This window comes from Pseudonocardia sp. ICBG162 (assembly GCF_020496225.1).
Classification (GTDB): Bacteria; Actinomycetota; Actinomycetes; order Mycobacteriales; family Pseudonocardiaceae; genus Pseudonocardia; species Pseudonocardia alni.
On record NZ_JAHLJD010000031.1, the window covers coordinates 171,238 to 195,024 of the forward strand.

Annotated in this window: 25 protein-coding genes; 10 read left to right on the forward strand and 15 right to left on the reverse strand. The window is 75.0% G+C overall.

Going from position 1 to position 23,787, the window contains the following annotated elements; all coding sequences use genetic code 11:
* From KPL60_RS25560 to KPL60_RS25570, 3 genes are all read right to left on the reverse strand, one after another.
* Positions 1 to 1,257 (reverse strand): aromatic acid/H+ symport family MFS transporter, encoded by a 1,257-nt coding sequence (locus KPL60_RS25560; protein WP_226367451.1) that lies wholly within the window; start codon positions 1,255 to 1,257, stop codon positions 1 to 3.
* A 43-nt stretch (positions 1,258 to 1,300) separates the two neighbouring features.
* On the reverse strand, positions 1,301 to 2,620 hold the full coding sequence (locus KPL60_RS25565; protein WP_226367452.1) for a glycosyltransferase family 87 protein: 1,320 nt from the start codon (positions 2,618 to 2,620) through the stop codon (positions 1,301 to 1,303).
* Positions 2,621 to 2,737: 117 nt separating this feature from the next.
* The gene (locus KPL60_RS25570; protein ID WP_226350100.1) at positions 2,738 to 3,685 is read right to left on the reverse strand and encodes a tetratricopeptide repeat protein; all 948 of its coding nucleotides are present in this window, start codon (positions 3,683 to 3,685) and stop codon (positions 2,738 to 2,740) included.
* Between the two features lie 474 nt (positions 3,686 to 4,159).
* Between KPL60_RS25570 and KPL60_RS25575 the strand changes: the two genes are divergently transcribed.
* Entirely contained in the window at positions 4,160 to 4,405 is a 246-nt protein-coding gene (locus tag KPL60_RS25575; RefSeq protein WP_062397308.1) for a hypothetical protein, read from the forward strand.
* Between the two features lie 160 nt (positions 4,406 to 4,565).
* Here the strand turns inward: KPL60_RS25575 and KPL60_RS25580 are convergent, their stop codons facing one another.
* On the reverse strand, positions 4,566 to 5,369 hold the full coding sequence (locus tag KPL60_RS25580; protein ID WP_226367453.1) for an alpha/beta fold hydrolase: 804 nt from the start codon (positions 5,367 to 5,369) through the stop codon (positions 4,566 to 4,568).
* A complete protein-coding gene (locus KPL60_RS25585; protein WP_073578490.1) occupies positions 5,366 to 5,680 on the reverse strand; it encodes a thiamine-binding protein in 315 nt (104 codons plus the stop codon). Before KPL60_RS25585 ends, KPL60_RS25580 begins: the two co-directional genes overlap by 4 nt.
* Before the next feature lie 65 nt (positions 5,681 to 5,745).
* Between KPL60_RS25585 and KPL60_RS25590 the strand changes: the two genes are divergently transcribed.
* Entirely contained in the window at positions 5,746 to 6,249 is a 504-nt protein-coding gene (locus KPL60_RS25590; RefSeq protein WP_062397315.1) for a MarR family winged helix-turn-helix transcriptional regulator, read from the forward strand.
* Positions 6,250 to 6,259: 10 nt separating this feature from the next.
* Here KPL60_RS25590 and KPL60_RS25595 read toward each other — a convergent pair whose 3' ends face one another.
* A complete protein-coding gene (locus tag KPL60_RS25595) occupies positions 6,260 to 6,454 on the reverse strand; it encodes a hypothetical protein (RefSeq protein WP_226367454.1) in 195 nt (64 codons plus the stop codon).
* A gap of 84 nt (positions 6,455 to 6,538) precedes the next feature.
* Between KPL60_RS25595 and KPL60_RS25600 the strand changes: the two genes are divergently transcribed.
* Positions 6,539 to 7,609 carry a hypothetical protein gene (locus KPL60_RS25600; RefSeq protein ID WP_226367455.1) on the forward strand — a complete coding sequence of 357 codons (1,071 nt, stop codon included), beginning with the start codon at positions 6,539 to 6,541 and terminating at the stop codon, positions 7,607 to 7,609.
* 15 nt (positions 7,610 to 7,624) lie between these two features.
* On the opposite strand, the gene meaB is transcribed toward KPL60_RS25600, so the two are convergent.
* On the reverse strand, positions 7,625 to 8,584 hold the full coding sequence (meaB, locus tag KPL60_RS25605; RefSeq protein ID WP_226367456.1) for a methylmalonyl Co-A mutase-associated GTPase MeaB: 960 nt from the start codon (positions 8,582 to 8,584) through the stop codon (positions 7,625 to 7,627).
* 75 nt (positions 8,585 to 8,659) lie between these two features.
* Positions 8,660 to 9,847, reverse strand: a complete 1,188-nt coding sequence (locus KPL60_RS25610; protein WP_226367457.1) for an acetyl-CoA C-acetyltransferase — start codon at positions 9,845 to 9,847, stop codon at positions 8,660 to 8,662.
* Positions 9,848 to 9,985: 138 nt separating this feature from the next.
* Between KPL60_RS25610 and mce the strand changes: the two genes are divergently transcribed.
* From mce to KPL60_RS25625, 3 genes are all read left to right on the forward strand, one after another.
* Positions 9,986 to 10,444, forward strand: a complete 459-nt coding sequence (gene mce, locus KPL60_RS25615; protein ID WP_062397320.1) for a methylmalonyl-CoA epimerase — start codon at positions 9,986 to 9,988, stop codon at positions 10,442 to 10,444.
* Between the two features lie 189 nt (positions 10,445 to 10,633).
* Positions 10,634 to 11,965 (forward strand): crotonyl-CoA carboxylase/reductase, encoded by a 1,332-nt coding sequence (gene ccrA, locus KPL60_RS25620; protein WP_062397321.1) that lies wholly within the window; start codon positions 10,634 to 10,636, stop codon positions 11,963 to 11,965.
* A 132-nt stretch (positions 11,966 to 12,097) separates the two neighbouring features.
* Positions 12,098 to 13,447 (forward strand): hypothetical protein, encoded by a 1,350-nt coding sequence (locus tag KPL60_RS25625; protein WP_226350095.1) that lies wholly within the window; start codon positions 12,098 to 12,100, stop codon positions 13,445 to 13,447.
* Between the two features lie 16 nt (positions 13,448 to 13,463).
* Here KPL60_RS25625 and KPL60_RS25630 read toward each other — a convergent pair whose 3' ends face one another.
* From KPL60_RS25630 to KPL60_RS25640, 3 genes are all read right to left on the reverse strand, one after another.
* Positions 13,464 to 13,781, reverse strand: coding sequence for a hypothetical protein (locus tag KPL60_RS25630; RefSeq protein WP_062397326.1), 318 nt, complete (start codon positions 13,779 to 13,781; stop codon positions 13,464 to 13,466).
* A 31-nt stretch (positions 13,782 to 13,812) separates the two neighbouring features.
* Positions 13,813 to 15,597 carry a 3-hydroxyacyl-CoA dehydrogenase family protein gene (locus tag KPL60_RS25635; protein ID WP_226350094.1) on the reverse strand — a complete coding sequence of 595 codons (1,785 nt, stop codon included), beginning with the start codon at positions 15,595 to 15,597 and terminating at the stop codon, positions 13,813 to 13,815.
* Between the two features lie 100 nt (positions 15,598 to 15,697).
* On the reverse strand, positions 15,698 to 16,183 hold the full coding sequence (locus KPL60_RS25640) for a MarR family winged helix-turn-helix transcriptional regulator (protein WP_178376196.1): 486 nt from the start codon (positions 16,181 to 16,183) through the stop codon (positions 15,698 to 15,700).
* A 58-nt stretch (positions 16,184 to 16,241) separates the two neighbouring features.
* Between KPL60_RS25640 and KPL60_RS25645 the strand changes: the two genes are divergently transcribed.
* A complete protein-coding gene (locus KPL60_RS25645; protein ID WP_178376195.1) occupies positions 16,242 to 17,048 on the forward strand; it encodes an alpha/beta fold hydrolase in 807 nt (268 codons plus the stop codon).
* A gap of 16 nt (positions 17,049 to 17,064) precedes the next feature.
* Here the strand turns inward: KPL60_RS25645 and KPL60_RS25650 are convergent, their stop codons facing one another.
* Together KPL60_RS25650 and nucS are read right to left on the reverse strand one after the other, a co-directional pair.
* Entirely contained in the window at positions 17,065 to 18,597 is a 1,533-nt protein-coding gene (locus KPL60_RS25650) for an aldehyde dehydrogenase family protein (protein WP_374203650.1), read from the reverse strand.
* Between the two features lie 75 nt (positions 18,598 to 18,672).
* Entirely contained in the window at positions 18,673 to 19,332 is a 660-nt protein-coding gene (gene nucS, locus KPL60_RS25655; protein ID WP_226350092.1) for an endonuclease NucS, read from the reverse strand.
* 87 nt (positions 19,333 to 19,419) lie between these two features.
* Between nucS and KPL60_RS25660 the strand changes: the two genes are divergently transcribed.
* Positions 19,420 to 19,914 carry an NUDIX hydrolase gene (locus tag KPL60_RS25660; protein ID WP_226368235.1) on the forward strand — a complete coding sequence of 165 codons (495 nt, stop codon included), beginning with the start codon at positions 19,420 to 19,422 and terminating at the stop codon, positions 19,912 to 19,914.
* A 58-nt stretch (positions 19,915 to 19,972) separates the two neighbouring features.
* Here the strand turns inward: KPL60_RS25660 and KPL60_RS25665 are convergent, their stop codons facing one another.
* Positions 19,973 to 21,217 carry a cytochrome P450 gene (locus KPL60_RS25665; RefSeq protein ID WP_226367458.1) on the reverse strand — a complete coding sequence of 415 codons (1,245 nt, stop codon included), beginning with the start codon at positions 21,215 to 21,217 and terminating at the stop codon, positions 19,973 to 19,975.
* 29 nt (positions 21,218 to 21,246) lie between these two features.
* Positions 21,247 to 22,008, reverse strand: coding sequence for a TetR/AcrR family transcriptional regulator (locus tag KPL60_RS25670; protein WP_226367459.1), 762 nt, complete (start codon positions 22,006 to 22,008; stop codon positions 21,247 to 21,249).
* 60 nt (positions 22,009 to 22,068) lie between these two features.
* Between KPL60_RS25670 and KPL60_RS25675 the strand changes: the two genes are divergently transcribed.
* Positions 22,069 to 22,842, forward strand: a complete 774-nt coding sequence (locus KPL60_RS25675; RefSeq protein WP_226367460.1) for an enoyl-CoA hydratase-related protein — start codon at positions 22,069 to 22,071, stop codon at positions 22,840 to 22,842.
* A 23-nt stretch (positions 22,843 to 22,865) separates the two neighbouring features.
* The gene (locus KPL60_RS25680; RefSeq protein WP_226367461.1) at positions 22,866 to 23,771 is read left to right on the forward strand and encodes a transporter substrate-binding domain-containing protein; all 906 of its coding nucleotides are present in this window, start codon (positions 22,866 to 22,868) and stop codon (positions 23,769 to 23,771) included.
* Positions 23,772 to 23,787 lie beyond the last annotated feature (16 nt).

Here is a 23,787-nt window from a genome sequence, read left to right on the forward strand (position 1 = left end):
TCACCCCGTCACGCGCCGGTCGGCGGGCACCGCCAGTACCGCCAGGGCCCCCAGCGCGGCGACCGCCCCGAACGCGAAGAAGCCCCACGGGTAGGCGAGGCCCGCGGTGAGCAGCACACCGCCGAGGATCGGACCGCAGATCGCACCGAGCCGGCCGATCCCGCTGGCCGCACCGAGCGCCGAGGCCCGCGCGTGGTCCGGGTAGTGCCGGCTGACGAACGCGTAGACCAGCACCTGCGAGCTGAACACGAACACGCCCGCGAGCAGGACGCTCACGTAGATCCCGCCGCCGGGCAGCGGCACCGCGAGCAGCGCCAGGAACACCGCGCCCGCGACGAACCAGCCGACCGTCGCCGTGCGCAGCCCGATCCGGTCGGCGACCCGGCCCGCGACGAGCAGCCCGACGATCGCGCCGACGTTCAGCACGAGCAGCTGGGCCAGCGCCGCGTCGAGCCCGTACCCGGCGACCCGCATGATCTGCGGCAGCCAGGTGTTGAGGCCGTAGACCAGCAGCAGTCCCATGAACGAGGCGACCCAGAACGCCACCGACGAGCGCAGGTAGCCGTCGCGGACGAGCTGGGCGACCGGGTTGCGCGACCGCGGCCCGGCCGGTGCGGCCGTCGCGCGGGCCTCGGCGGGCAGCGTGTCCGGCAGGTACCGGGCCAGCAGCGGGACCAGGACGATCGCCGGGAGCGCGCCGAGCACGAACATGGGCCGCCAGCCCCAGACCGGGATGACCAGGATCCCGAGCAGCGAGGTCGCGACGGCGCCGACGTGGTAGCCGGTCATCAGGGTCGTGGTCGCGCTGCCGCCGCGCCCGGGCCTGCTGTGCTCGTTCACCATCGCCAGCGCCACCGGCAGCACCCCGCCCAGGCCGAGCCCGGCCAGGAAGCGCAGCGCGCCGAACGTCCACGGGCCGGTCGCGACCGCGCACAGCAGCGTCAGCACGGAGAACGCGACGACGGTCGCCAGCATGGCCCGGCGGCGGCCGACGAGGTCGGCGAGCGGGCCCGCCGAGAGGGCGCCGGCCATCACGCCGAGCAGCCCGGCGGTGGACACCAGCGACGCCGTCGCCGGGGTCAGGCCCCAGGCGGGCTCCTCCAGCAGCGACGGCAGCACGACGCCGAGCACCACCAGGTCGAAGCCCTCGAGTGCCACCGCCGCCCAGCACAGTGGGGCCACCCAGCGCCCGTGGCGGACGGCGTCGGGGGCGGTGGTGGGTCCGCGGGCGGGGTCGGGCCGTGACGTCTGCGCCATCCGGGAGCCTCCTTGCGTCTCGGGTGGCGCGGAGTCTGGACCGTCAGGCCGGTGCGCGGGTCAACTCTTCCGCAGAGCGGAAGGACCCGCCGGGAACCGGTCCGGTCGCCGGACGCAGCAGCGACCACCAGGTCACCAGGAGCACGGCCGTGTAGAGCGCCCGCCCGAGCGGGGTCGCCCAGCCGCCGTCGGCCCACAGGTCCGACCAGCTCACCGGGACGACGGCGAGACACCCGATCGCGACGACGACCCGGCGGCGGGTGTCCCCCGCCCGCCCGGACGCGACGAGCGCCAGCAGCCCGGGCACGAGCAGCAGCAGGTAGTTGTGCCAGGCGATCGGCGCGGCCAGCAGACCGGTGGCGAGCACCGCGAACAGCGCCGTCCCGCCCGGGTCGGTGCCCGCGGCCGGGCCGGCTCCGTGCCGGCGGGTGCGCCGCCCGAGGTGGACGAGCGTGCCGACCGCGACCACCGCGCCCGCCAGGGTGCCGACGACGGTCGGGATCCCCCAGCGCAGCGCCTGGCCCGGGAGCGAGGCGTTGTCCGGGGTGGGGCCGACCGGCTCGGACAACGCCATCGCCAGCCACTGGAACGCCGTCGGCCACCCGGCGACGGCGACGCCGACGAGCGTCGCGACCGCCGCGGCGGCGATCCCGGCCACGAACGGCCGCCACCGGGCCTGCACGGCGGGGAGCAGCAGCACCGGCGCGAGCGAGGGCTTGAGGGCGACCGTCACGCCGTAGCAGGCGGCGGCCAGCAGCGGGTGCCCGCGCCGTTCGGCGACCCAGCCCGCGGTCAGCCCGGCCAGCAGCAGCGGGTAGATCTGGCCCAGCAGCAGCGTCCCGTGCAGCGGCGACGACGCCAGCACCACCACGAGCGCGCCGGTCGTCCAGCGGCGGCCCAGCCGCAGCTCCCGGCAGACCAGCAGCACCGACCCGGCGACGAGCAGCACCGACAGCGCCGTCAGGAGCCGGTAGCCGGTGACCGGGTCGAGCAGGGCCAGCGGCGTGAGCAGCACCGACAGCAGCGGCGGGTTGAGGTTGTGCAGTCGGGCGCCGGTGTCGTAGATCGCGGCGCTGCCCGGGCCGTGCTGGACCAGCGCGTACGCCGAGGCCCGGAAGGTGTCGAAGTCGACGTGCATCCGCGCGATGTCGGTCGCCGGGATCCAGCGCAGCAACGGCGGGCCGCCCAGCAGGAACAGCAGTGCCGCGGTCACCAGCGCGGCGACGGCGACGACCGGCGCCACCGGCCGGGCGAGGCGGTGCACGCCGTCGCGCACCGCGCGCGCCCGCCGCGCCGTCCGCCCGGTCCACCCCGTGCGCACGGGGTCCGCCGCGGCGGGGCCCGACCGGAGGTCCGCGGTCACCGCGTGTCCCGCTGACCGGCCGATGCGGCCCCGGTCCTCGTGGGCACCGGCTCCGGCGGCCGCGGGGTCCGCGGGTGGACCACCGGCGGCCGGTGGGTCATCGGGGCGGGGTCCGGCTCAGAACAGGGCGCGGGCGAGCGCGCGCCGGGCCGTGGCGACCCGCGGGTCGTCGGCCGGGAAGAGCTCGAAGAGCCCGACGAGGTGCCCACGGGCCCGGTCACGGTCCTCGCCCCCGGTCCGGGCGACGGTGCCGACCAGCCGGGTGAAGGCGGCCTCGACCCGGTCGGCGGCCAGCTCGGCGTCGGCCGCGGCGAGCTGGGCGTCGACGTCGTCGGGCGCGGCGTCGGCCCGCTCGATCGACGACGGGTCGGCCTGCTCGGCACGGGCGAGGAACCGGACCTGCGCCAGCGCCGCCTTCGCCTGCTCGTTGGCGGGCTCGGTGTCGAGGATCGCGGTGTAGGCGGCCTCGGCGGCGGCGTAGTCGCCCTGCTCCAGGGCGTCCTCGGCGGCGGTGAAGCGCGGGTCCTCGGGCTCCTCGACGGGCTCGTCCGAACCGGCCGCGGCCGCCCGGCGCTCACCCTCGGCGATGGCCGGCATCCGGTCGCGCAGCGCGTCGAGCAGGGACGTCACCCACTCGGCGACCCTGTCCTCGGGGATCGCGCCGTTGACCGCGTCGACCGGCTGACCGCCGACGAGCACGACCAGCATCGGGACCTGCTGCACGCCGAAGGCCTGGGCGACCCGGGGCTGGGTGTCGATGTCGACCCGGGCCAGGCGCCACGCGCCGCCACCGGTCGAGGCGAGCCGCTCCAGCTCGGCCGACAGCTGCTCCTCGCGCGGGTAGCGGCTGGCCCACAGCTCGACGACGACCGGGACCTGCAGCGACGGCTCGAGGACCTCGTTCTGGAAGCCCTGTTCGGTCGCGTCGACGACCCAGGAGCCGTCGCCCCCACCGGGCGCGGGCGGAGCACCCGCGGGACCGCCGGACGGGGCGGGCCGGTTCGCCGCATCGGCACGGGCCTTCAGCCCGGAGAGGTCGACCGCCCCGGCCATGGCCGAGGACATCGCCGCACGCTGGGCCGCCTGACGAGGATCTGGGCGAGACACGCCGTCCATCCTGGCACGTCCGTGTGTCCGGCGTGACACGCCCCGCCCGGTGACACGCGCCCCCGCGCGACGCGTGCGCCCCAGCCGGTCGGCGTCATCCCCTCGCCGACTCCGGGCCCCGTTCCCTCCTCGACCGTTCCCTCCCCGCACCCGGGCGACGCTGCTCCGTCCGGCCGCCCCTGCGCCGTTCGGTCGCCGGCCCGGCCCCCGGTACAGGGCCGCACGGCCGACGGCGGGGACGACGGCGCTCCCACGATCACCGGACCGGCGGAGCAACACCGGGCCTCGTCACTCGTTGAACACCCTGCAGGGACTCGATGCTGACTCTGCGTGATCGCGGCGGGGCGTTCCCCCGGTTGCCCCACCCCGCGGTTCCCTTCCCCGACAGAACGACCGCCGGCACCCCGGCGCACAACGGAGGGCTCCAACCCGATGAGCAACATGCAGACGACCGACAAGCCGACCCTGGCCTACGCGTCGCTGGCGCTGGGCATCATCGCGATCGCCGCGTTCCTCGTCCCGATCGCCGCCTGGATCCTGGGTGCCGCGGGCCTGGTCACCGGCTTCCTCGCCTACCGCAAGCCGGGCATGGCCAAGCTCGCCCAGATCGGCATGACCGTCAGCTTCGTCGGCATCCTCGCCGGCGTGTACTACTTCTCGACGATCATGGCGGGCTGACGACGGCTCTCCTCGCAGTACGCCGCGACGACGACACGGCCTCCGGACCCGGTCCGGACGCCCGACGGCCGGTGACGGGTCTCCCGTCACCGGCCGTCGTCGTCCGGCCCCGGTGCTCCGGTGGGCCGCCCCGGTGCGCGTCGGCCGGCCGGGCCCGTCGTCAGGCCGGCGCGGCGAACCCGGCCAGCAGCTCCGCCGTCTCCTCCGGCCGGGTGAGCATCGGGAAGTGCCCGCCCGCGAGCTCCACGAGCCGCGCCCCGATCCGGTCCGCCTCCCGCCGTCCCGCGACGGGGCTGACGACCCGGTCCTCCGCGCACACCACCGACACCGTCGGCACCGCTGGCCACGACGGCACCGGGCACGGCTCGGCGAGCAGCGACCAGTCCTGCGGGCGCAGCTCCGCCGCCGCGTCCGCGACCTCGGCCCGCCCGTCGCGTCCCGCCGCGTCGAGCTCGTCGGCGACGCCCCGGTAGAGCCCGTCGGCGACCGCCCGCGCGTCCGGCCAGTACGTGCTGACCCCCGGGCCGCGACGGACCTCGGCGTCGTAGCCGGCGACCATCAGGTCGCGCTCGGCACGCATCCGGTCCCGGTAGGGACGACCCGGCTCGGGGACGAGCGCCGCGACGAGGACCAGCGCCCGGACCCGGTCGGCGATCCGGCCGGCGGCCGCGGTGGCCACGAGACCGCCGAGCGAGTGACCGACCAGCACCACCGGCGGACCGTCGCCCCGGGTACCGGGCCCGCCCGGCCCGTCGCCGGCTCCGGCCAGGACCGCGTCGACGAGCTCGGCGTGGCCGACCCCCGGCGTGTCGGACGGGAGGTCCGGCGTGACCGCCTCCACACCCCGGGCCGCCAGTGCCCCGGCCACCGGCGCCCACGACACACCGCGGTGCCAGGCGCCGTGGACCAGCACGACCCGGGCCGGGCCGGGTCCCCCGGCCCCCGGTGCGGCCGGGGCGCTCACGCGCCGCCTCCGCGCAGGTGCTCCTCGACCCGCTCCACCTTGGCCTGCAGCTGCCCCTGGTACCCGGGCCGGATGTCGGCCTTGAGGACCAGGCTGACCCGCGGCGACACGGCGGTGACGGCCTCGACGGCGCGCTTGACCACCGCCATCCCCTCGTCCCAGGTCTCGGACTCGATGGTGGTGAACATCGAGGTGGTCTCGTTCGGCAGGCCGGACTCGCGGACCACCCGGACGGCCTCGGCGACGGCCGCACCGACGCTGCCGTCCCCGGAGTCCGATCCGGACGGGGCGATGCTGAAGGCGAAGAGCATGCCGACACCGTGCCACGCCCGGCATACGGAACGGATCCGGTCACGGCACTTGCTAGCGTCGGGCCATGGCATCCCGCGGGTCGCTCCCCTTCGACCCGATCCAGCGTGCGGCCGAGCTCTGGGAGGAGCGGGTCGGCCCCGCGCGCACGATGGCGACGGTCACCAGCGTGATGCGGGTGCAGCAGATCCTGCTCTCCGCCGTCGACGCGGCGCTGCGGCCGCACGGGCTGACCTTCGCCCGCTACGAGGCCCTGGTGCTGCTGGACTTCGCGCGCCGCGGCAGCCTCCCGATGCGGGTGATGGGCGAGCGCCTGCAGCTGCACCCGACGAGCGTGACCAACATCGTCGACCGTCTGCAGGGCGACGACCTCGTCCGGCGGATGCCGCATCCCACCGACCGCCGCGCCACCCTGGTCGAGCTGACCACCGAGGGGCGTGCCCGGCTGGAGAAGGCCACGGCCGCGGTGACCGGCATCGACTTCGGCCTGTCCGGGCTGGACCCGGCCGAGGAGGAGCAGCTGACCGCGCTGCTGCGCTCGGTGCGCCGCGCCGCCGGCGACTTCGCCTGACCCGCGCACCTCAGCCGGCCCGTCTCCGCCGTCGCGGCCCGCCCGGTGGCGGACCGCCGTGTCCCGGGCCGCGCCAGCTGCGCATCACCGATCCGCGGGGCGGCCGGGGCCACAGCATCCGCCGCACCGCGGCCCGCCCGGCCAGCGCTCCGCTGAGGCCGGACAGACCCACGCACGCCAGGTAGTCGATGAGGTCCACGAGCACGCTCCGGAGGGTTCGGGGGTGGTGGTGACGCGGGTTGCGTCAACGGTGTTGACCCTACGACGGGGCACCGACAGAATCGGTCGCGTGCACGCTCCACCGCCCTCCACCGACCGGCCCTCCCCCGCCCGGTCCGGTACCGGCGCGGCGCTGCGGGCGGCGCGCGACCGGCGGGGCTGGTCCCAGTCCGAGGCGGCCCGCGCGCTGGCCGAGCTCGTCGCCGGGAGCGGCGGCACCGCGCGGGCCGCGAGCCTGAAGACCCAGCTGTCGCGCTGGGAGAACGGCCACGCCGTCCCGGACGCCGCGCACCGCGCCCTCCTGGCCGAGCTGTACGACAGCACCCCCGCCGGGCTGGGCCTCGCCGACGCGACCGGGCCGGACCCCCTCGACGGGGCGGCGCGGCTGCGCGCGGCGCTGGAGCGGGCCGCCGCCGTCGGGGAGGAGGAGCTGGACCTGCTGCGCGCCCAGTGGGCCGCCACCACCGCGCTGGACGACCGGCTGGGCACGGCCGCCGCCCACGACGCGGTGGCCGCCGTGGTCGCCCAGCTGCGCGAGCCGGCCGCGCACGCGCGGGACCCGCGCCGGGTGCGGGCACTCACCGGGCTGCTCGCCGCGGCCGCGCTGCGGCTCGGGGACCAGGAACGCGACCGTGCCGCCCCGGACCGGGCGTGGGCGGCCTACGTCGAGGCGGAGTCCGCGGCCCTGCGGGCCGGTGACCCGGGCGCCGCGGACGAGGCCCGGCACCGGCGGGAGCGGCTGCTGGCCGAGCTGCCGGCCGTCGACGTGCAGGACGGCGCTCCGGATCCGGCCGGACCGCACGGCACCGGCGGACGGCGTGCGGCCACCTCGACGGGCGCCGCCGGGCCCGGTGGGGCCGTCCCCGGGGACGAGGCCGGGCACAGCGGCGAGACCGGGCCCCGCCCGACCATCGACGTCCACACCGCCCCCGCGTGGCTCGCCGTCGCCGACGGCCCGCCGCAGCGCCCGGTCCGCGAGCGCACCGACCTCGCCCTGGACGAGGTGCTCACCGCCCTGCGCGACGGCGACGGCCCCGCCGCGCGCGCCGCCCACGCCCGGGCCCGGGCACTCGCCCTGCGCAGCGGGTCGCAGCGCGTCCTCGACCGGCTCGCGACGCTGCCCGGGTCCACGCCCCCCTGACCGGGGGGCATCGGCTCAGCCCGACTGCTCCAGCAGCTCGTCGGCGGCGGCCCACGGGTCCAGCTCGCCGCCCAGCACCCGCTCGGTGAGGGTGTCGAGCGCGTCGCCACCACGCACCCGTTCCATCCGGGCCCGGACCTGTTCCATCCCGATGCCCTCGATCTCACGGCGCGCCCGCTCGCGACGCCGCCGTTCCCGTTCACCGGACTTCTCGGCCCAGGCGAGGTGCTCGTCGAGGGCGTCGGCGACGGCCCCGATCCCCTCCGAGCGGGACGCGACCGTCGAGAGCACCGGCGGCTCCCACGGCTCGGCGCCGTCCGGGGTGCGCAGGTGGAGCATGTTCCGCAGCTCGCGCACCGTGCGGCGGGCCCCCTCGCGGTCGGCCTTGTTGACCACGAAGACGTCGCCGATCTCCAGGATCCCGGCCTTGGCCGCCTGGATGCCGTCGCCCATCCCGGGCGCGAGCAGCACGACGGTGCTGTCGGCGAGCCCGACGATCTCCACCTCGGACTGCCCGACGCCGACGGTCTCGATCAGCACGATGTCGCAGCCCGCGGCGTCGAGCACCCGCAGGGCCTGCGGCGTCGCCCAGGACAGCCCGCCCAGGTGCCCGCGGGTGGCCATCGACCGGATGAAGACGCCGTCGTCGTCGGCGTGGTCGCCCATCCGCACCCGGTCGCCCAGCAGCGCCCCGCCGCTGAACGGTGAGGACGGGTCCACCGCCAGCACCCCGACCCGGCGCCCGCGCGTCCGCAGCTCGGTGACCAGCGCCGACGTCGACGTCGACTTGCCCACCCCCGGGGACCCGGTCAGCCCGACGACGTGCGCCCGCCCGGTGTGCGGCGACAGCGCCGCCGACACCTCCCGCAGCTGCGGGCCGGCGTTCTCCACCATCGAGATGAGCCGGGCGACGGCGAGCTGCTCGCCGCGACGGGCGCGTTCCACCAGGTCGCGGGGGTCCGGCGGTCCGGGCACGGTCGGCCTCCTTGTCGGGGGGCGGATGCACGTCGGCCCCCGCCGAGGCGGGGGCCGACGTGGACTACACGGAGATCAGGACTTGGGGACGCGCACGATCAGCGCGTCGCCCTGGCCACCGCCGCCGCACAGCGCGGCCGCACCGACGCCGCCGCCGCGCGCCTTGAGCGCGAGCGCCAGGTGCAGCGCGATCCGGGCGCCGGACATGCCGATCGGGTGGCCGAGGGCGATGGCGCCGCCGTCGACGTTCACCTTCTCCTCGTCGATGCCGAGCTTGCGGGCGGAGACGATGCCGACCGCGGCGAACGCCTCGTTGATCTCGACGAGGTCGAGGTCGGCGGGCTGGATGCCCTCCTTCTCGCACGCCTTGGCGATCGCGTTCGCGGGCTGCTCGTGCAGCGAGGCGTCCGGACCGGCGACGACGCCGTGCGCGCCGATCTCGGCGATCCAGTCCAGGCCCAGCTCCTCGGCCTTGGCCTTGCTCATCACGACCACGGCGGCCGCGCCGTCGGAGATCTGCGAGGCCGACCCCGCGGTGATGGTGCCGTCGGCGGCGAAGGCCGGCCGGAGCTTGCCGAGGCCCTCGGTGGTGGTGTCGCCGCGCACGCCCTCGTCGGTCGAGAAGACGACCGGGTCGCCCTTGCGCTGCGGGATCTCGACCGGGGCGATCTCCTGGTCGAACGTGCCGTCCTGCGCGGCGCGGGCGGCGCGCTGGTGCGAGCGGGCGGAGAAGGCGTCCTGCTCCTCGCGGGTCAGGCCGTAGCGCTCGTTGTACTTCTCGGTGGAGGCACCCATCGCGACCTGGTCGAACGCGCAGAACAGACCGTCGTAGGCCATGTGGTCGGTGAGGGTGGTGTCACCGAACTTGGTGCCCTCGCGGGACTTGGTGAGCAGGTGCGGGGCCTGGGTCATCGACTCCTGGCCACCGGCGACGACGATGTCGAACTCGCCGGCGCGGATGAGCTGGTCGGCCAGCGCGATGGCGTCGACACCGGACAGGCAGACCTTGTTGATGGTCAGCGCCGGGACGTCCATCGGGATGCCGGCCTCGACGGCGGCCTGACGCGCCGGGATCTGTCCCGCGCCGGCGGTGAGGACCTGGCCCATGATCGTGTACTGGACCTGGTCGGGGGCCACACCGGCGCGCTCGAGCGCGGCCTTGATGGCGACGCCGCCCAGCTGGGCCCCGGAGAAGCCCTTCAGGGAGCCGAGCAGACGGCCCATCGGGGTGCGGGCGCCGGCGACGATCACGGTTCCGGACACGGGGTCCTCCATCAGGCTTCGTTGTCAGGTGGGCCGCCACCATACCCACGGCCACGACCCGTCCGGACGCACCGAACGGTGGGGGTGACCAGCGGCACAGGCTCCTACCGACGAGTAGAACCGGTAGCTTCTGCCCCCATGACGACAACCGAGGACGCCCTGTCGCCGCTGGTCGTGGCCGTGGACCACGTGGGCATCGCGGTGCCCGACCTGGACGAGGCCATCCGCTGGTACGCGGAGAACCTGGGCCTGGTCGCGGTGCACACCGAGACCAACACCGAGCAGGGCGTGCGCGAGGCCATGCTGGGAGCACCGGGCGAGGCGGCCGGCGCCACGAAGGTGCAGCTGCTCGCCCCGCTGAACGAGGACTCGACGATCGCGAAGTTCATCGGCCGCAACGGCCCGGGGCTGCAGCAGGTCGCCTACCGGGTCACCGACGTCGCCGCCGCGGCGGACGCGCTGCGGGCGAAGGGCCTGCGCCTGCTCTACGACGCCCCGCGCCGCGGCACGTCGAACTCGAAGGTCAACTTCGTGCACCCGAAGGACGCCGGTGGAGTGCTGGTCGAGCTCGTCGAGCCGGCCGCGGACGCGCACTGACGGACGAGGCACGACCCCGTCCCGAAGGACAGTACGGACGTCCGGTGGGGTGCATCACGAAGCGCACTTCGGGTATCACCCTCACCGGCGACCTACGGTTAAGATACTACGCAGTAACTTGCGGTATCCCAAGCATCATCGGGTGAGCCCACCCGACTCCCCTGACAACGTCGCCATCGGAGGCCAGCAGTGAAGGACATCCGCGACGCCATCCTCGCCGGACGGTTCACCGACGTCGGAGGCCTGGAGGTGCCCGAGCACTACCAGGGCGTCACCGTCCGCGCCGAGGACGCGGACATGTTCGAGGGTCTGACCACCAAGGAGAAGGACCCGCGCAAGAGCCTGCGCGTCGAGGACGTCCCGGTCCCCGAGCTCGGCCCCGGTGAGGCGCTCGTGGCCGTCATGGCCAGTGCGATCAACTACAACACCGTCTGGACCTCGATCTTCGAGCCGGTCTCGACGTTCAGCTTCCTCAAGCGCTACGGCAAGCTCTCGCCGCTGGCCAAGCGGCACGACCTGCCCTACCACGTGGTCGGCTCCGACCTCGCCGGTGTCGTCGTGCGGACCGGGCCGGGCGTGAACAGCTGGAAGCCGGGCGACCAGGTCGTCGCGCACTGCCTCTCGGTCGAGCTGGAGAGCCCCGACGGGCACTCCGACACGATGATGGACCCCGAGCAGCGCATCTGGGGCTTCGAGACCAACTTCGGCGGCCTCGCCGAGCTGGCCCTGGTCAAGTCCAACCAGCTGATGCCGAAGCCGGACCACCTCACCTGGGAGGAGGCCGCGTCCCCGGGCCTGGTCAACTCCACCGCGTACCGCCAGCTGGTGTCGAAGAACGGCGCCGACATGAAGCAGGGCGACGTCGTGCTGATCTGGGGTGCCTCCGGCGGCCTCGGCTCGTACGCCACCCAGTTCGCCCTCAACGGCGGCGCCACCCCGATCTGCGTCGTCTCCTCGGAGGAGAAGGCCCAGATCTGCCGCGACATGGGCGCGGAGCTGGTCATCGACCGCAACGCCGAGGGTTACAAGTTCTGGAAGGACGAGACCACCCAGGACCCGAAGGAGTGGAAGCGGCTCGGCGCGAAGATCCGCGAGCTCACCGGCGGTGAGGACCCCGACATCGTCTTCGAGCACCCGGGCCGCGAGACCTTCGGCGCCTCGGTCTACGTCACCCGCAAGGGTGGCCAGATCGTCACCTGCGCCTCGACCTCTGGCTACATGCACGAGTTCGACAACCGCTACCTGTGGATGAACCTCAAGCGGATCGTCGGCTCGCACTTCGCGAACTACCGCGAGGCCTACGAGGCCAACCGGCTCGTCGCCAAGGGCATGATCCACCCGACGCTGTCGCGGGTGTACCCGCTGACCGAGACCGGCCAGGCCGCCAACGACGTCAAGCAGAACCTCCACCAGGGCAAGGTCGGCGTGCTCGCGCTGGCGCCCGAGGAGGGACTCGGTGTCACCAACCCGGAGAAGCGCGAGAAGCACCTCTCCGGCATCAACCGGTTCCGGGGCGTCTGATCCCCCGTTCGGTCACCCGGAGGCCCCGTCCGTGTCACACGGACGGGGCCTCTGTCCATAGCGGGGTGAACCCCGTGACCCTCGGTGCCGAACTCACGGCTGTGGAACGTCGGCGACGGTACGGTGAACGACATGGCCGGTGACCACGATGTGCCCGTACCCCGGACCGGTTTCTCGATCGCGCGCCGCGGCTACGACCAGGCGCAGGTCGACAGCCATCTGCGCCGGCTCGACGCCGAGGTGCGCATGCTGGCGGCCGACCGTGACGCCGCGGTCGCCCAGAACACCCGGCTGAGCCGCGAGCTCGACGACGCCCGTACCCGCTCCGAGGCCATGCAGCAGCAGGTCAACCGGCTCGCCGGCCCGCCGCAGAGCGTGCAGGGCATGAGCGAGCGGCTCCGGTCGATGCTGCGCCTCGCCGAGGACGAGGTCGCCGAGATGCACGCCGCGGCGAACCGCGAGATCGCTGAGCAGCGCCGCCAGGCCGAGGAGCACGCCCGCACCGTCGTCGAGGACGCGCGCGTCCGGGCCGAGCAGACGGTCGCGCAGGCCGAGGCCACGGCCGCGGAGGCCGCGCACCGGTCCGCCGAGCGCGAGCGCGCCGTCGAGGAGAAGCAGGCCCGCGTCGAGCGGGAGCTGGCCGCGCTGCGCGAGCGCACCGAGGCCGAGCTCGCCGAGCGGCGCCGTGTCACCGAGGCCGAGCTGGCCGAGCAGCGCACGACGACCGAGCGCGACCTCGCCGAGCAACGCAGCACCACCGAGCGCGAGCTCACCGAGGCCGAGCGCACCGTCACCGCCCGGATCACCCGCGCCGACACCGAGGCCCGGGAGAACCGCGAGCAGGTCGAGCACGACTTCCGGATCGCGATGGACCAGCGCCGCACCGAGGCGCTGACCTCGCTGTTCGCCGAGCGCGACGCGCTCGAGGCCGACATCTCGCGCCGTGAGCGCGAGGCCGCGGAGCGGATCCGCCGCGACCTGGACCAGGCCCGCACCGACGGCGAGAAGGTCCGGTCCGACGCCCGCCGGGACGCCGAGGCGACCACCTCCGCCGCCCAGCGCCGCGTCGAGCAGCTCACCGGGCTGCGCGCCCGGGTCGCCGAGCAGCTGCGTGGCGCGCGGTCGCTCATCGAGTCCGGCGTCGACGACCTCGACGCGGGCCCGGCCCTGGCCGACCTGCCCGCCGACGAGCCGCCCGCGGGGCAGGCCCCCGTCGAGCAGCCCCCGGCCGGGATCGCCGAGCCGCACACCGCCGTGGCTCCCGCCGCACCGGTCGCCGCCGACACCGCAGCGAGCACGCCCCGCACGGTCGAGGAGGCCGTCGCGGCGAAGGAGCGCCGGTCCGCCGCGGCCGCGGAGAGCGAGCCGGAGCCCCCGGCCGGGCCGGCGGGCAGCGGGTCCTCCGGGTCCGGCCGCCCCCGGCCCTCGCCGCGGGCCCGCAGCGGCTACGGCGGCAGCAAGCGCGCCGCCCGCACCCGCTGACGCGGAGCCGGGCGGCTCAGTGCCGCCGGAACCCCGCCCGACGACGGTCGCGCGCGTTCCAGCACGGCAGGTGCCAGTGCCGCCGCTCCTCGACCCCGCGGCCGTCCTCGGCGGGCCAGGTCACCACGTGCGGCATCCCCGAGGGCAGCAGCTGGTCGCAGCCGGGGCACCGGTAGTGCTTCACCGTGGTGCCACCCGGCACCCGGCGGACGTAGTGCTCGCCGTCGCGGCCGCTCTCCAGGTCGGTCGTCATGCCGCTGCCGAGCGGCGGTGCGACGGGACGGCCCCGCCCCCGTTCCGAGGGGCGGGGCCGTCGCGCACGCCTGCCTGCCATGCTCCCAGTCTCCCAGGGAGATCGGGATCTCTCAGCGCTTGGTGTAGTCCCGGAACCCGTGCCCGGTCTTGCGCCCGAGCCGCCCCGCGGTGACCAGGTGCTCCAGCAGCGGCGCCGGGGCGAACCCGGCCTGGTGGAACTCGGCGTGCAGGGACTTCTCGATCGCCAGCGACACGTCGAGCCCGACGACGTCGAGCAGCTCGAACGGGCCCATCGGCAGCGCGCAGCCGGTCTTCATGGCGGCGTCGATGTCGTCGGCGGTGGCGTAGTGGGCCTCGAGCATCTTCACCGCGTCGTTCAGGTACGGGAACAGCAGCGCGTTGACGATGAACCCGGCCCGGTCGCCGCAGCTCACCGGCACCTTCTTGAGCTTCTGGCACACGTCGAGGACGGTGGCGGCCACGTCGCGCGAGGTGCCGATCGTGGACACGACCTCGACCAGCTTCATGACCGGCGCGGGGTTGAAGAAGTGCATGCCGATCACGTCGCCGGGGCGGCCCGTGACCGCGGCGCACTCGACGACGGGCAGCGAGGACGTCGTCGTCGCCAGGATCGCACCCGGCTTGCAGATCTCGTCGAGCGCGCCGAACATCGCCCGCTTGACGTCGAGCTCCTCGGCGACGGCCTCGACGACGAGGTCGACCTCGGCCATGTCCTCCAGCGCGGTGGTGCCGCTGATCCGGGCGAGGACGGCGTCGCGGCCCGCCTCGTCCAGCTTGCCGCGGGCGACCGCCTTGTCCAGGGACTTGCGCACCAGCGCGACCGAGCCCTCGACCTTGGAGTCGCTGCGACCGCGGACGACGACGTCGTAGCCGGCCTTGGCGAACACCTCGACGATGCCCGAGGCCATGGTGCCGGTGCCGATCACGCCGACCCGCTGTACGTCGCGCAGGGTCACGTCGTCGGGCACGGCCGAGGCCGGGGTCTCGCCGTCGGCGACGACGGTGGAGCTGTGCGGGGCGGAGTAGGTGTAGAAGCCGCGCCCGGTCTTCCGGCCGAGCAGCCCGGCGGTGATCATCTGCTTGAACACCGGGTTCGGCGCGTGCATCAGGTTGCGCGACTCGCCGTACATCGTCTCGAGGATCTCGTAGGCGGTGTCCAGGCCGATGAGGTCGAGCAGGGCCAGCGGGCCCATCGGGTAGCCGCAGCCGTAGCGCATGCCGGCGTCGAGGTCCTCGCGGCTGGCGTAGCGCTCGGCGTACATCTTCGCGGCGTGGTTCAGGTAGCCGAACAGCAGCGCGTTGGCGATGAAGCCGGCGCGGTCGCCGATGACGACCGGGACCTTGCCGAGGGAGTCGGCGAACGCCTGGACGTCGGAGATGACGTCGGGCTCGGTGACGACGGTCCGCACGACCTCGACCAGCTTCTGCACCGGTGCCGGGTTGAAGAAGTGCATCCCGACGACCTTGCCGGGGCGGGTGGTGCGCACGGCCAGCTCGGTGACCGACAGCGACGAGGTGTTCGAGGCGAGGATGGTGTCCTCGGCGACGACCTTGTCGACCTCGGCCAGCAGCGCGGTCTTGGCGTCCAGGCTCTCCGGGATGGCCTCGACGACCAGCTGCGCCGGCGCCAGGTCGGCCAGGGTGGTGGTGACGGTGATGCGACCGAGGAGCTCGTCGGCCTGCTCCCGGGTGAGCTTGCCGCGCTCGATGGCGCGGTCGGTCGAGGCCGCCAGGTGGGCCCGGCCGCGCTCCCCCGCCGCCTCGTCCACCTCGACGGCGATCACGTCGAGACCGTTGCGGGCGAAGACCTCGACGATGCCCGCCCCCATCGTGCCGAGGCCGACCACTCCGACGGTCCGGAACTCACGTGCCACGCTGCAACCTCCTGGATCGGGACAACCCTGTCTTCCGCGTCGGCGCCGATCCTGTCATCCCAAGGTGCTACCAGTGGGTAACATGCGACCAGGACCACCCCTAGGTGCAGGAACGGCCCTGGTCGTCGGGTGAGGACGCCCCGTCGAGACGGGCCAGGAGCCGGGCGAGCACGTCACAGGCGCCGGTGAACTCGCCGTCGTCGAGCAGGGCCGACCACCGGCCCTCGATCTCCGCCACCCGCCCGCCCGCGACCTCCAGCGCGACCCGGCCGCGTGCCGTCGGGCGGATCAGCCGGGCCCGCCCGTCGTCGGGGTCGCGGACGCGTTCGAGGTAGCCGCGCCGCTGCAGGTCGTCGACGAGCTCGGCGGTGGCGGCCAGGCTCAGGTGCGCCCGTGCGGCGAGCGTCGTCAGCCGGACGCCGTCCACCCCGCCGAGGTTGCCGAAGATCTGCAGGTGCGCCTCGCGGATGTCACCGAACCCGCGCTCGGCGGCGACCGCGAAGACCTCGGCCCGGAAGTGCTGGAGCGTGCGGACCAGGAGCTGGCCGACGGCGGGCCGGTCCGCGGGAAGGCTTGACGCGTCCATGGCGCGTCATGATACTTCGGAAACCGAAGCTACGGATTCCGAAGTATCTGGAGGGGCCATGCCGACCACCGTCCGGACCCGCGCGGGACGACTGTCCGTCACGGTCGAGGGCTCGGGTCCGCCCGCCCTGCTGTGGCACAGCCTCCTGGTCGACTCGACGCAGTGGGACCGTGTCCGCGCGGAGCTGGGCGCCCGGCGCACGCTGCTGCTCGTCGACGGGCCCGGGCACGGACGGAGCGGCCCACCGCCGCGGGGCACGTCGTTCGCCGGGTGTGCCGACGCGGCGCTGGAGGTGCTCGACGCGGTCGGCGCCGACGGACCGGTGGACTGGATCGGCAACGCCTGGGGCGGTCATGTCGGGTACCACTTCGCCGCACGCCACCCGGGGCGGTGCCGCACGCTCGTCGCGGTCGCCGCGCCGCACACGCCGCTGCCGCCGTCGCAGCGGGCGCGGATCGCCGCCCTGGTCGCGCTCCACCGGCTCACCGGGCCACACCCGCTGCGGGGCGTCGTGGTCGACACGCTGCTCTCCCCCGCCGCCCGGGCCGGGGACCCGGAGGCCGTCCGCCGCGTCGAGGAGGCCTTCCTGCGCGGGCACCGCACGGGCATGAACCGGGTCATGGTCGCGATGATGCTGCGCCGCCCCGACCTGACCGGGGTCCTGCGCCGCGTCACCGCGCCCACACTGCTGGTCGCGGGCGCGGCCGACCCGCTGTGGTCCGGGCGCCGGGCGGACGCCGCCGCCGCGGTCCTCCCGGCGGGATCGGCACTCGTCGTCGACGGCAGCGGGCACCTGCCGCCGCTGGAGGCCCCGGCGGCGTTCGCCGGGGCCGTCGTCGACCACTGGGCCGCGCCGGTCGGCTGACCGGCACGGCGGTGGGTCAGCGCCCGTGCCGGGCCTTCACGATGCCGACGAGCGTCTGCATCGTCCGCGCGGTCCGCTTGAAGCTGGTGACGACGATCGGCATCCCGAACCGCTGCCGGGCGATCGACTGGGCGCGGGTGAACTCGCGGAGCCCGTCGGCGCCGTGGATGCGGCCGAAGCCCGACTCCCCCACCCCGCCGAAGGGCAGCGACGGGATCCCGGCGAAGGAGATCACGCCGTTGATCGAGACCATCCCGCAGCGCAGCCGCTCGGCGATCTGCTCGCCGTGCTTCGCGGAGAACACGGTCGCGCCGAGGCCGTAACCGGTGGCGTTGGCGCGGCGGACCGCCTCGTCGACGTCGGGCACCCGGTTGACCACGACCAGCGGGCCGAAGGTCTCCTCGGTGACCGCGACGGAGTCCTCGGGCACGTCGGCGATGACGACCGGCGAGATCGACCCGCCCTGGGCGGGCACCGAGTCGGCGCCGCCGACGATCGCGCGGCCGCCGCGCTCCAGGGCGTCGGTGACGTGCCGGCGCACGATCTCGGTCTGCGACGGCATCGTCATCGGCCCGAGGTCGCCCTCGTTCGTGGCCGTGCCGACCTGCAGCTTCGACGCCGCGGCCCGCACCTTCTCCAGGAACCGGCCCGCGACGGACTCGACGACGTAGACCCGCTCCACCCCGACGCAGGTCTGGCCCGCGTTGGACATCCCGCCCCAGACGGCGGCGTCCGCGGCGGCGTCGAGGTCGGCGTCGGCGTCGACGATCAGCGGGTCCTTGCCGCCGCACTCCATGAGCACCGGCACCAGGTTCTCCGCGCAGGAGGCCATCACCCGGCGGCCGGTCGCGGCGGACCCGGTGAACGCGATCTTGCCGACGCCGGGGGCGCGGCACAGCTCGGCGCCGGTCGGCCCGAACCCGGTGACGACGGTCAGCAGCGGGTGGCGGCCCACCTCGGGAACGGCCTCGGCGAGCGTGCGGGCGATCTCGTGCCCGACGCCCGGGGTCAGCTCCGAGGGCTTGAACACCACGGTGTTGCCGGCCGCCAGCGCGTAGGCGATCGAGCCCATCGGCGTGAAGATCGGGTAGTTCCACGGCCCGATGACGCCGACGACGCCCAGCGGCCGGTACGCCACCGACGCCGCCTGGTTCGCCATCAGCAGGCCCGGGGACACCGAACGCTTCCCGAGCACCTTCGCGGCGTTGGCCGAGGCCCAGTCCAGGTGGTCGATGGCGAGCACGACCTCGAGGCGGGCGTCGTCGAGCGGCTTGCCGGTCTCGGCGGCGACGACACCGGCGACCCGGTCGAGCTGCGCGACCAGCACCTTCTTCCAGGCCGCGAGCCGGCGACGGCGCTCGGCGAACCCGAGCCCGTCCCACCACACCCCGGCCTCGCCGGCGTCGCGGACGGCGGCACGCACGTGCTCGCCGTCGTGGACGGGGTAGCGGGCGAGCTCCTCCCCGGTGCGCGGGGAGAGGGACGCGAAGTCCCCCGAGGCGGGCACGGCGGCGGTCGTGGGGGCGGAGTCAGCGGCGGTGGCACTCACGTGGTCAGGCTAGACGCCACGGCAGGGCCCGGCCGGGCCCGCGCTGGCCCGGCGGGGCCGCTCGGGCCGTCCGGGTCAGAACAGGAGCAGGTCGTCGCGCGCCATCCCGCGCAGCGCGTCGTAGTCGACGGTCACGCAGCGGATCCCGCGGTCGACGGCCAGCGTGCGCGCCTGCGGCTTGATCTGCTGGGCCGCGAACACCCCGTGCACCGGCGCGAGCAGCGGGTCGCGGTTCATCAGCTCCAAGTACCGGGTGAGCTGCTCGACGCCGTCGATCTCGCCGCGGCGCTTCACCTCGACCGCGACGTGCGCGCCGTTCCCGTCGCGCAGCAGCAGGTCGACCGGGCCGACGGCGGTCATGTACTCGCGGCGGACCAGCGTGTGGCCCTCCCCGAAGGTCTCCGGGTGCGCGGCGAGCAGCTCCTGCAGGTGCGCCTCGACGCCGTCCTTGACCAGGCCGGGGTCGACGCCGAGCTCGTGGCTGGAGTCGTGCAGCACCTCGTCGATGGTGATGACCAGCGACTCGTCGGCCTTGTTCTTCACCGTCCACACGCCGGGCTCCTCGGTGAGCCAGCACGGTGGCGACATCCAGTTGAGCGGCTTGTAGGCGCGGTCGTCGGCGTGGATGCTCACCGAGCCGTCCCGCTTGACCAGAAGCAGACGGAGGGCCATGGGCAGGTGGGCGGTCAGCCGTCCGACGTAGTCCACCTGGCAGCGGGCGATGACGAGACGCACCCGGCTCACTGTAAGGCCGGGTGGATGGATCATCCTGGGCGGGTGATCGAGCAGACCTCGAGCCGCCAGGTGTACGCCAACGACTGGATGACCGTCCGGGAGGACGGCATCCGGCGTGCCGACGGCACCGGGGGGATCTACGGCGTCGTCGACAAGCCCACCTACGCACTGGTGATCCCCCGCGACGACGACGGCCGTCTGCACCTGGTCGAGCAGTACCGCTACCCGGTGGGCGGCCGCCGCTGGGAGTTCCCGGCGGGCACCGCGCCCGACCGGGCCGACGTGGACCCGGCCGAGCTGGCGGTGCGCGAGCTCGTCGAGGAGACCGGGCTGGCCGCGGCGCGGATGACCCTGCTCGGCACGCTGGACTGCGCGCCGGGCATGTCCAGCCAGCGCGGTCACGTCTACCTCGCGACCGGGCTGACCGCGGGCCCGCCGCGCCGCGAGCACTCCGAGCAGGACATGCGTGCCGCCTGGTTCACCGCGGACGGGTTCGAGGCGATGGTCCGCCGCGGCGAGCTGACCGACGCCCAGTCGCTCGCCGCCTGGGCGCTGCTGGCCCTGCACGACGCGCGGGCATGATCGGCGGGAGTGGAGCGCGGGACGCAGTGCACCGCACCCGGCGCTCCACCCCCGGCGATCACCCGGTGAGCACCGGCAGCGCCGCCACCCGGCTGAACCCGGGGCGGGGCAGCCAGGGGACCTCCGCGGCCGGTACGGCGAGCCGCAGGCCGGGGAAGCGGTCGAACAGCATCCGGAAGGCAACCTCGCCCTCCTGCCGGGCCAGCGCGGCGCCCAGGCAGTAGTGCGCGCCCTGCCCGAACCCGAGGTGTCCCTCGCCCCGCCCGGTCTCCCGGGCGACGTCGAGCTCGTCGGGCCGGTCGAAGGCGCGCGGGTCGTGGTTGGCCGGCAGCAGCCCGGCGATGACCGGGGACCCGGCGGGCACGACGGTGCCGCCCAGCTCGACGTCGACGGTCGGGTACCGGAACTGGGTGAACTGCACCGGGCCGCGGGCGCGCATCAGCTCGTGCACCGCGCCCGGCCAGCCCGCCGGGTCGGCCCGCAGCGCGGCGAGCTGGTCCGGGGCGCCCAGCAGCGCCAGCACGCCGTTGGCGACCAGGTGCGCCGTCGTCTCGTGCCCGGCCATGACGATCGCGAAGATCATCGTGACCATCTCGCGGTCCGAGAGGCGGTCGCCGTCGTCGTCCTGGGCGGCGATCAGGGCGCTGACCAGGTCGTCGGCGGGCTCGACCCGGCGGGCGTCGACGAGGGCGTGCACGTGGGCGATCGCCGCCCGCAGCGCGGGCCCGGTCCGCTCGCGGTCCATCGTGGTCAGCACCGCGCCCCACTCGTGCCACTGCGGGCGCTCGGGCTCGGGCACCCCGACGAGCTCGCAGATCACGGTGATCGGCAGCGGGTAGGCCAGCGCCTCCACCAGGTCCACCGGCGCGCCACCGGCTCCGGCGGCGGCGACGTCGTCGAGCAGGGCGGCGGTGATCTCCTCCACCCGCGGGCGCAGCGCCGCCACCCGCTTCACCGTGAACGCACGCGACACGAGCTTGCGCAGCCGGGTGTGCTCCTCACCGTCGACGGTGAGGATGGTGCGCACCAGGTAGCCCGCGACGTCGTCGGGTACCCCCATCCTCGCCATGATCTTCTCGCGGGTGTCCGGCCCGCCCGCGAGCGTCCGGTCGGTGACGAACCGCGGGTCGGTCAGGACGGCGCGCACGTCGTCGTAGCGGGTGACGAGGACGGCGGGCGGGCTGCCCATCATCGTCACGGTCGTGGTCGGGGCCTGCTCGCGCAGGCGCGCGTAGGCGGCGTACGGGTCGGCGGCCAGGGCCGGGTCCAGCAGGTCCACGGCTCCGGTGTCCGGTGCGGCCATCTCACCACTCCTCTCCTCGCGCGCCCGGGTCAGCGGACGCGACGTCTCCACTCCGCGTCGATGTGCTCGACGAGCGGCCGGTACAGACCGGCGACGGCCGCGGCGACCTCCGACGCCTGGGCGGCCGGGGCGGGCCCGGTCAGCAGGCGGGCCACGCCGTGCTCGATCAGCTCCGCGGTGCGCCGCGGATCGGTGGGGGCGAACGGGCTCGCCGCGCTCTCGGTGAACAGGTAGCCCCAGGTCAACGCACCCCAGGCGTGGACCTGCTCGTCCGGGGACAGCGCGTCGTCGACGAGGCCGGCCGACCGCAGCAGCCGGAAGTGCTCGCGCACCACGGCGTCCCGGCGGCGGCCCAGCTCCCCGAGGGTCCCGGCGGCCTCGTGCGCGAGCCGGCCGAGGACCTCGCCGTCGCCCAGGTACAGCGCACGCGCCACCTCGTCGGCGCGCAGCCGCTCGTACAGCGCGCGCGACATGCCCCAGGGCAGCGCCACCGCGGGCTCGACGAGCATCCGGTCGGCCAGGTCGGCGAACAGCCGCCGCTGCGAGCGCAGCAGCACGGTGAGGAACAGCGCGTCCTTGGTGCGGACGTGCAGGTAGACGGTGCCCTTGCCGACCCCCGCCCGGCGCGCGACGTCCTCGACGGTCACCCCCCGGTAGCCGCGGCGCACCAGCAGCTCGGCCGCCGCGTCGAGCACCCGCTCCATCCGCGCGGTGTCCTCCGCCGCCATCCCGTCCGGTACCGCCACCGCTCCCCCGTTCCTCGCCGTGACCGGATCAACGAATCCGGTCACGAGGTCACGGTAGCGTGTCCACCCCTCGGCGGCGAGCGGATTCCGGGCTACCGTCGTTCCATGACCGACTACGAGCACCTCCTGGTGAAGCAGGACGGCGACACGGTCCGGATCACGATGAACCGCCCGCAGCGCCGCAACTCCCTCACCGAGGACCACCTGCGCGAGCTGCTGGACGCCTTCGAGAGCGCCGGACGCAGCGACGCGACCGGGATCGTGCTGGCCGGGGAGGGCAAGGCCTTCTCCTCCGGGCACGACTTCGGCGACGTCGCCGCCCGCGACCTCGCGGGGGTCCGTTCCCTGCTGCGGCTGTGCACGACGGTCATGCGCACCGTGCAGGAGGTGCCGCAGGTCGTGATCGCCCGGGTCCACGCGACGGCCTGGGCCGCGGGCTGCCAGCTCGTCGCGTCCTGCGACCTCGCCGTCGCCGCGGAGTCCGCGACGTTCGCGCTGCCCGGCGGCAAGGGCGGCTGGTTCTGCCACACCCCGGCCGTCCCGGTCGCGCGGAACATCGGCCGCAAGCGGCTGATGGAGCTGGCCCTGACCGGGGACCCGGTCGACGCGGCCACCGCCGCCGACTGGGGCCTGGTCAACTACGCCGTCCCCGACGACGACCTCGACGCCCGCGTGGACGAGCTGCTCGCCCGTGCGACCCGGGGCAGCAGGCTGTCCAAGGCCGTCGGCAAGCAGACCCTCTACGCCCAGCTCGACCGTCCCGAGGCCGACGCCTACGGTGTCGCGGCCGAGGTCATGGCGTCGATGTCGCAGTCCGGGGGCGCCCGCGAGGGCATGGCGTCGTTCCTGGAGAAGCGGGCCCCGGAGTGGACCGACTGATCGGCACCTAGGCTCGCGGGACCATGCAGATCCGCACCACCACCCGGCTGAGCCGGCGCCGCCTGCTGGGGGCGGCCGCCGCCCTCGGCGGGACCGCGCTGGCCGCGCCACTGCTGGGCGGGTGCGGGGGGCCGTCGGACCCGCTGTCCCGGCTGCAGGCCGGCGGCGACGTCGTCGTCGGACTGTCCGGGGAGCGCCCGTTCGGCTACACCGACGGCTCCGGCCGGGCCACCGGGGAGAGCCCGGAGGTGGCCCGCGCGGTCGTCACCGGCCACGGCGGCAGCGGCCTGGCCGCGGTCCAGACGAGGTTCGACCAGCTCGTCCCCGGCCTGCTCGACGGCCGCTTCGACGTCATCGCGGTCGGGCTGACGATCACCGCGCTGCGCTGCCAGCAGGTCGCGTTCTCCCGCCCCGACTACGTGGCGGGCACCGGCCTGGTGGTCCCGGCCGGGAACCCGCTGGGCGTCGCGACGCTGGCCGGGGTCCGCCGGTCCGGGGCGACGCTGGCGGTGCTCGACGGCAGCGCCGAGCAGGAGTACGCGCTCGCGGCGGGCATCCGGGCCGAGCACATCGTCACCGTCGACTCGCAGGGCGCGCTGGTGCGCGAGGTCGCGAACGGCGGCGCGCAGGTCGGGGCGCTCACCCGCATCTCGCTGCTCGACGAGGTCCGCCGCAACGCGGGCATCGGCCTGGAGGTGACCGCCGCGTTCGCCCCCGAGGTCGCGGGACGACCGGTCGTCGGGGCCGGGGCGTTCGCGTTCCGCCCCGCCGACGGTGCCTTCCGCGACGAGTTCGACCGCGGGCTCACCGCGCTGCAGGACTCCGGGCGCTGGCTGGAGCTCGCCGCGCCGTTCGGGTTCACCGCGGCGAACCTGCCGCCGCGCGACCTCACCGTCGACGAGCTCTGCGCCCGCACCCCCGACTCCTGAGCCGCGCGGCCGCCGG